Origin of the sequence: Nocardioides secundeburneus (assembly GCF_039939255.1) — a bacterium.
Classification (GTDB): Bacteria; Actinomycetota; Actinomycetes; order Propionibacteriales; family Nocardioidaceae; genus Nocardioides.
This window is the reverse complement of sequence record NZ_JBDUUE010000001.1, coordinates 1,094,586-1,100,857: the sequence shown is the minus strand read 5'-3', so window position 1 is coordinate 1,100,857 and position 6,272 is coordinate 1,094,586. Positions and strand designations below refer to the sequence as shown.

The 6,272-nt window shown below is 71.6% G+C and carries 5 protein-coding genes; 1 reads left to right on the top strand and 4 read right to left on the bottom strand.

Translation table 11 applies throughout. The annotated features are described in order from the left end of the window. Window positions 1-303 precede the first annotated feature (303 nt). From ABFT23_RS04985 to ABFT23_RS04970, 4 genes are all read right to left on the bottom strand, one after another. Complete coding sequence (locus tag ABFT23_RS04985; RefSeq protein ID WP_347893031.1) at window positions 304-1,419, bottom strand: ABC transporter permease; 1,116 nt, start codon at window positions 1,417-1,419, stop codon at window positions 304-306. 67 nt (window positions 1,420-1,486) lie between these two features. Then, window positions 1,487-3,004 (bottom strand): sugar ABC transporter ATP-binding protein, encoded by a 1,518-nt coding sequence (locus tag ABFT23_RS04980; protein ID WP_347893029.1) that lies wholly within the window; start codon window positions 3,002-3,004, stop codon window positions 1,487-1,489. Beyond that, the gene (locus tag ABFT23_RS04975; protein WP_347893027.1) at window positions 3,001-4,257 is read right to left on the bottom strand and encodes an ROK family transcriptional regulator; all 1,257 of its coding nucleotides are present in this window, start codon (window positions 4,255-4,257) and stop codon (window positions 3,001-3,003) included. The genes ABFT23_RS04980 and ABFT23_RS04975 overlap by 4 nt, the downstream gene beginning before the upstream one ends. A gap of 272 nt (window positions 4,258-4,529) precedes the next feature. Continuing rightward, window positions 4,530-5,666, bottom strand: coding sequence for an ROK family transcriptional regulator (locus ABFT23_RS04970; protein WP_347893026.1), 1,137 nt, complete (start codon window positions 5,664-5,666; stop codon window positions 4,530-4,532). 82 nt (window positions 5,667-5,748) lie between these two features. On the opposite strand from ABFT23_RS04970, the gene ABFT23_RS04965 reads away from it, so the two are divergent. Further along, window positions 5,749-6,249 carry a DinB family protein gene (locus ABFT23_RS04965; RefSeq protein WP_347893025.1) on the top strand — a complete coding sequence of 167 codons (501 nt, stop codon included), beginning with the start codon at window positions 5,749-5,751 and terminating at the stop codon, window positions 6,247-6,249. Window positions 6,250-6,272 lie beyond the last annotated feature (23 nt).

Below are 6,272 nucleotides of genomic sequence, written 5' to 3'. Positions count from 1 at the left end.
TGCCCCCGGCCTCGGAGTTGTTGTTGGACAGGTTCGGGTTCTCGGTGTCGCCCTCGTCCGAGTCGTTGCTCGTGCAAGCGCTCAGGCCGAGCACGGCGATCGCGGCCAGACCGGCGATGACGCGCCGACCGCTCTTGCGGCTCAGGGTGTGGTGCAGGGACATGTCGTGCTCCTTCAAGGCGTGCTGAGTGGTGTGTCTGAGTGGTGTCTCGAACAGGTGGTGAGGGCGCGGTCGGCCGACGCCACGAGCACCGGCGAGGGTGGTGGTGGCGGGTGACGTCGTCCTGCGCGCTTGAGGTGGTGCTAGGTGGTGCGCTTCCGAGACGCCAGCCACTGCTGCAGGAGCACGGCGGCGACGATGACGGCGCCCTTGAGCAGGTCCTGCTCGGAGGGCGGACGGTTGTTCAGGGTGAAGACGTTGGTCAGCGTGGTGAAGATCAACACACCGAGCACGGTGCCGGTGATCGTGCCCCGACCACCCGCGAGCAGGGTGCCACCGATCACCACGGCCGCGATCGCGTCGAGCTCGAGGAGCTCACCGTGCGCGGAGTTGCCCGTGGTGGTGCGAGCGATGAGCAGCACCGCGGCCAGACCGGCACACACACCGACCAGCACGTAGAGCAGCACCGTGTGACGACGCACGTTGATACCCGCCAGACGAGCAGCCTCGGGGTTGCCACCCACCGCGAACGTGCGACGACCGAACGTGGTCCGGTTCAACAGCACCCACCCGATGACCGCGACGAGCGCGAAGACCCACACCGTCATCGGGATCCCGAGCGGCTCGGCACCGAAGAAGTCGTAGAAGCCCGGCATGTCCGAGACGATCTGCGTGCGGTTGTCGGAGATGTTCTCCGCCAACGCCCGCGCACCGACCAGCATCGCCAACGTGGCGATGAACGCCACGACCTTGCCGTAGGCGATCAACACACCGTTGATCAGACCGGCCACCGCACCCACCGCGACCGCGGCCAACAAGATCAACAGCCAGTGCGAGTCACGCGCCATGTCCTGCGTGGCGACCGTGGTCGCCCACACCGAGGACAACGCGACCACCGCACCGACCGAGAGGTCGATACCGCCGCCGATGATCACGAACGTCATCCCGACCGAGACCACGCCCAACACCGCGGACAGCTTCAAGATCGTCAGGAAGTTGTTCACGTCGAGGAACCGATCACCCGCGGTCACCGTGCCGACGATCGCGATGACCAACAGCACCACCGCCAGACCGGCGATCCGGAAGAAGCCCGTGTCACCCAGCCGCGTCATGAAGTCGCTGCCACCAGGCGCCGGCGCGACCATCGCCTGCGACGAATCAGTCCCACCGGTCTCCGGCAGCACGTCGACCGGGTCGACGCCCTCGTGCGGATCCGTGGTCTTGCCGAGATCAGGACGCTCGGTCGTGGAGTCGGTCATGCGAGGCCCCCTAGGAGGTGGTCGACAACGGAGCGGAGCGGAGGAGTCGGGCAGCTTCGTGGGGTGCTCATGCAGGGGTTCCTTCCATCACCAGGTCGAGGACCCGGGACTCGTCGATGTGGGCGGCGGCGGCTTCGTGAACGACACGGCCTTCGCGGACGACCAGCACCCGGTCCGCCAGGCCGAGCACCTCCTCGACCTCGCTGGAGACCACCACGACCGCGACACCCGAGTCGGCGAGGGAGCGGATGAGCTTGTAGATCTCGGCCCGGGCGCCGACGTCGACACCACGCGTGGGCTCGTCGAGCAGCAGCACCCGGCACCCACGCAGCAGCCACCGCGCGAGCACCACCTTCTGCTGGTTGCCACCCGAGAGCGTGCGGACGGCGCGCGTCACGCCGGTGGGGCGGACGTCGAGGGACTCGGTCAGCTCGATCGAGCGCGCCTTCTCACCGCTGCGGTCGATGAAGCCCAGCCGGGAGAAGCGGTTGAGACTCGAGACGGTGATGTTGGTCGCGACGGCCTGGTCGAGCAGCAGGCCCTGCGACTTGCGCTCCTCGGGAGCCAGGCCGATACCGGCCTTCACCGCCGCGTCGACCGCGCCACGACGCAGCCGCTTGCCGTCGACACTCACCGTGCCGGACGTCGCACGCCGCGCACCGTAGATCGTCTCGAGGATCTCGGAGCGGCCGGCGCCGACCAGCCCGGCGAGGCCGACGATCTCTCCGGCGCGCACGGTCATGTCGACGCCGGAGAAGACGCCGTCGAGGGCGAGGTCGCGGACCTCGAGCACCACGTCGTCGGCGACCTGCGCGGCGTCGTCGCGCTGGGGGAAGACGTACTCGATGTTGCGGCCGGTCATGAGCTTGATGAGGTCGGCGGTCGGCGTCGACTTGGCCGGCAGGCCGGTGGCCACGGTCGAACCGTCCTTCAGGACGGTGATGCGGTCGCCGATCTCGCGGATCTCCTCCAACCGGTGCGAGATGTAGACGATCGCCACACCCTGCTCGGTCAGGTTCTTCACCACCCGGAACAGGTTCTCCACCTCACCGTGGTCGAGCACCGCCGACGGCTCGTCGAGGATCAACAGGTCGACCTCGTGCGACAACGCCCGCGCCATCGAGACCACCTGCTGACCAGCCGGCGACAGCTCCCCCACCAACCGCGTCGGGCTGATCTCACTGTGCCCCAGACGAGCCAGGATCTCCCGCGTGCGCTTGTTCGCCGCCGCCCGACGCGAGAACCCCACCGACGACAGCTCATGACCCAAGAACACGTTCTCGGCCACCGTCAGACCATCGACCAGGTCGAGCTCCTGGTAGATCGTCGCGATCCCCGCATTGATCGCCGCCTGCGGGCTGCCGAACTTGGCCGGCTCACCCTTCCACGTGATCGTGCCCTCGTCAGGGATGTAGGACGCCGAGAGGATCTTGATCATCGTCGACTTGCCCGCACCGTTCTGACCCAACAGGCAGTGCACCTCACCCGCACGCACGTCGAGGTCGACGCCACCGAGCGCGCGCACGCCGGGGAACTCCTTGACGATGCCGCGGACCTGCAGCAGCGGGGCGTCGGACGTGTTCATGCGGTCTCTCCTGACACGGTGGTGCGACGGGGCACGCGGGTGGGGTCGGCGAACACCGACTCGAGCGAGGCGGTGGCGCCACCCCGGACGGCTGCGCTGAAGCCCAGGGTCGACAGCTCGACCCGGGTGCCGCCCGCCTCGGGGGCGAGGACGCCGGCGCTCAGCTCGCGCTCGATGGCCGGGCGCATGTGGTGGCCGATCGCGGCGTAGTAGCCCGAGAGCACCACGGTGGACGGGTTGAGGGCGTTGCTGAGGATGGCGGCGCCGATGCCGACCCAGGCGCCGACCTCCTCGAGGGCCTCGAGGGTGCGCGCGTCGCCGAGGTTGGCGCGGCGGTTGAGCTCGGCGAGCCGGTCGTCGATCGCCATCCGCGCGTCGCGGATGGGGTCGTCGGGGTCGGCGGCGAGGTCCATCAGCGCACGCAGACCGCTGACGGTCTCCCAGCAGCCGCGGCGGCCGCAGCCGCACTGACGCCCGCGGGCCTCGACGATCATGTGGCCGAACTCGCCGGCGTAGCCGTGGCTGCCGCGCAGGAGGCGTCCGCCGGCGACGATGCCGCCACCGACGCCGACCTCGCCGTGCAGCACGAGGATGTCCTGGCGGTGCGGGTCGCCGGGGGTGGCCTCGGCGGCGGCGGCCAGGTTGCTCTCGTTGTCGACGACGATCGGGAGGGCGTCGCCGAGGTCGGCGCGCAGCATGGCGCCGACCGGGACGTCGTACCAGCCGAGGTTGGGCGCGTGGGTGAGCACGTCGCGGGTCTGGTCGTAGAGACCGGCGACGCCGACGGTGAGGCCCGCGGTGATCGCGCCGCGCTGGTCGAGGGCGCTGACGGTCTCGCGGACGAGGTCGACGAGGTGGCCGAGCACGCGGGGCGCGTCGAGCGAGCGGCCGTCGAGGGAGAGCTTGCGCTCCTCGACGACCTCGCCGCGCAGGTCGAGCGCGATCGTGGAGACGTGGTTGACGTTGACCTCGGCCCCGATGCCGCACACGCCACGGCCGTCGAGCTCGACGGCGGTGCTGGGCCGGCCGACCGAGCGCTGCACGAGCTGGCCGTCGGAGACGAGGGACCGCTCGGCGAGCTCGGTGATCAGCGTCGAGATCGTCGAGCGGGTCATCCCGAGCTCGGAGGCGAGCGCCGCGCGCGAGCGCGGGCCCTGGTCGCGCAGGTAGCGCAGGGCGAGGCCGAGGTTCGAGCGGCGCAGGTCGAGGTTGGCGAGGCTGTGGTCGGTGGTCGTCTGGTCGAACATGGACATCGGCAGCCTCCTCTCGGGCACGGCGCGGCAGCCTGCGCCCCGGCGCGGTGCGTCGGGTCGGGTTGAAGGGTCGGACGGGCGGTTTGTACACGCACGGGTCCGAGCCGGGTGGACAAGCATTGGAGCCCCGACGAACCGCTGTGACGGTCATCACCGGTTTGTTGGGGCGACGCCCAAACTAAGAGGCAGCACGGGGGTCCGGCAAGCGGTTCACCCCGAACGGGTTCACCGACTTGAACGGTTGAGACCGAAACGGACGCACTTCAGACGGATCACGTCGCAAGATCGCGGGTCCAGGCCTCGAATGCCTCGATCCCGGCACCGACCAGCACCGCGCGCTCGCCCCGCTCGCTCAACACGATCTCGACACCCTCCGCGGCCCGCGGGGGCGCCAGCCGGTAGGCCGCCGCCCGGACGTCGCCGAGCAGGTGCATGCCGAGCGCCGCAACGGGGCCACCGAGCACGACCCGACTCGGGTTGGCGTGCGCGACGAGTCCGGCCACGACCGGGCCGAGCCGCTGCCCCGCCTCCCGGGCCAGCTGGACGACGGCGGCGTCGCCCCCCTCGGCGCCCGCGACGACGTCGGCGAGGGTCAGGTCGCCCTGGGCGTCGAGGATCTCGGTCAGCCGGGGCGAGCGCCCGCGCTCGGCGAGCTCGCGGCCGCGCGCCACCACCGCGGCCGAGCTCGCGTAGGCATCGAGGCACCCGGTGCGCCCGCAGGTGCACGACGGTCCGAACTCCTCCACGCGCAGGTGTCCGATCTCGCCGGCGGCGCTCGCCGCCCCGCGGGCCAGCCGGCCGCCGGCGATCGTCGCCGACGTGACGCTGTGGCCGAGGCGGACGGCGACGACGTCGGTGAGACCGGTCGCGGCACCGGAGTGGCGCTCGCCTAGGGCCATCGCTCGCACCGCGGAGAGCGCCACGTGGTCGATGTCCGGGAGGTGGTCGGCCAGGCGGGCACGCAGCGCCTCGGCGAACGGCGCCGCGAGGTCGGGCGCGGCCATGGCGAGCGCGAGCGGTCTCGCCCCGTCGACGACGTCGGCGACGGCGTCGAGCACGGTGGACCCGACCGCGTCGACGTCGTCGCCGTGCTCGGCCAGGTCGATGCTGTGACCCGAAGTGATCGCGAGGTGGCCGCCCAGGGCGGCGACGCGGATGCGCCGCTCGCCGATCGACACGGCCACGAACCGCAGGTCGGGCTGGATCCGCACGCTGACCGAGCGTCGTCCGCCCGAGCTCGGGGCGACCGGTCCGTCGTCGACCAGACCGTCGGCGACCAGCTGGCGCAACGTGCCGGCCAGCGTCGTGCGCGGGACGTCGAACCCGGCGGCCAGCTGCGCCTTCGTCTGCGGCCCGGTGTCGCGCAGGCGCCGCAGCACCTCGCCGCCCAGACCTCGCGTCGCCCGCACCCGCCCGACCTTAACCGGGCACCTGTTCCCCGCCGGGCGTGGCTGCCGCCGTCCGCCCCCGCGCGTTGGCACCATCGGGTGCATGAGCGACGGCCTCGAGACCCAGCGCGAGCCGGTGCCCCGCGACGACGGCGGCGAGCTCGACACGGCCCTGGCGTTCCTGAGGTTCGCCCGCGCGTGCGTGGTCAAGAAGCTCGACGGGCTCGACGACGGCGCCGTGCGCCGCTCCCCCGTCGTCTCGGGCACCAACCTGCTCGGGCTCGTGCAGCACCTCACCGACAGCGAGCGCTACTGGTTCGGCCACACCGTCGCGGGCGACCCCGCCCTCGCCGACCTCGACTTCTCCATGGACGTGCCGACCTCGCGCAGCACGGCCGACGTGGTCGAGGCCTACCGGACGGCGTGCGCGGCCAGCGACGCCGTCGTCGAGCAGGCGGGGCTCGACGCCCTCACCGCGGTCCCGGTCGACGACCGACCGCTGTCGGTGCGCTGGGTGGTCGCCCACATGACGAGCGAGACGGCCCGCCACGCCGGCCACGCCGACGTCGTCCGCGAGCTCCTGGACGGCACCACCGGGCGCTAGCCGGGTGGCCTCGGTCACGTCCC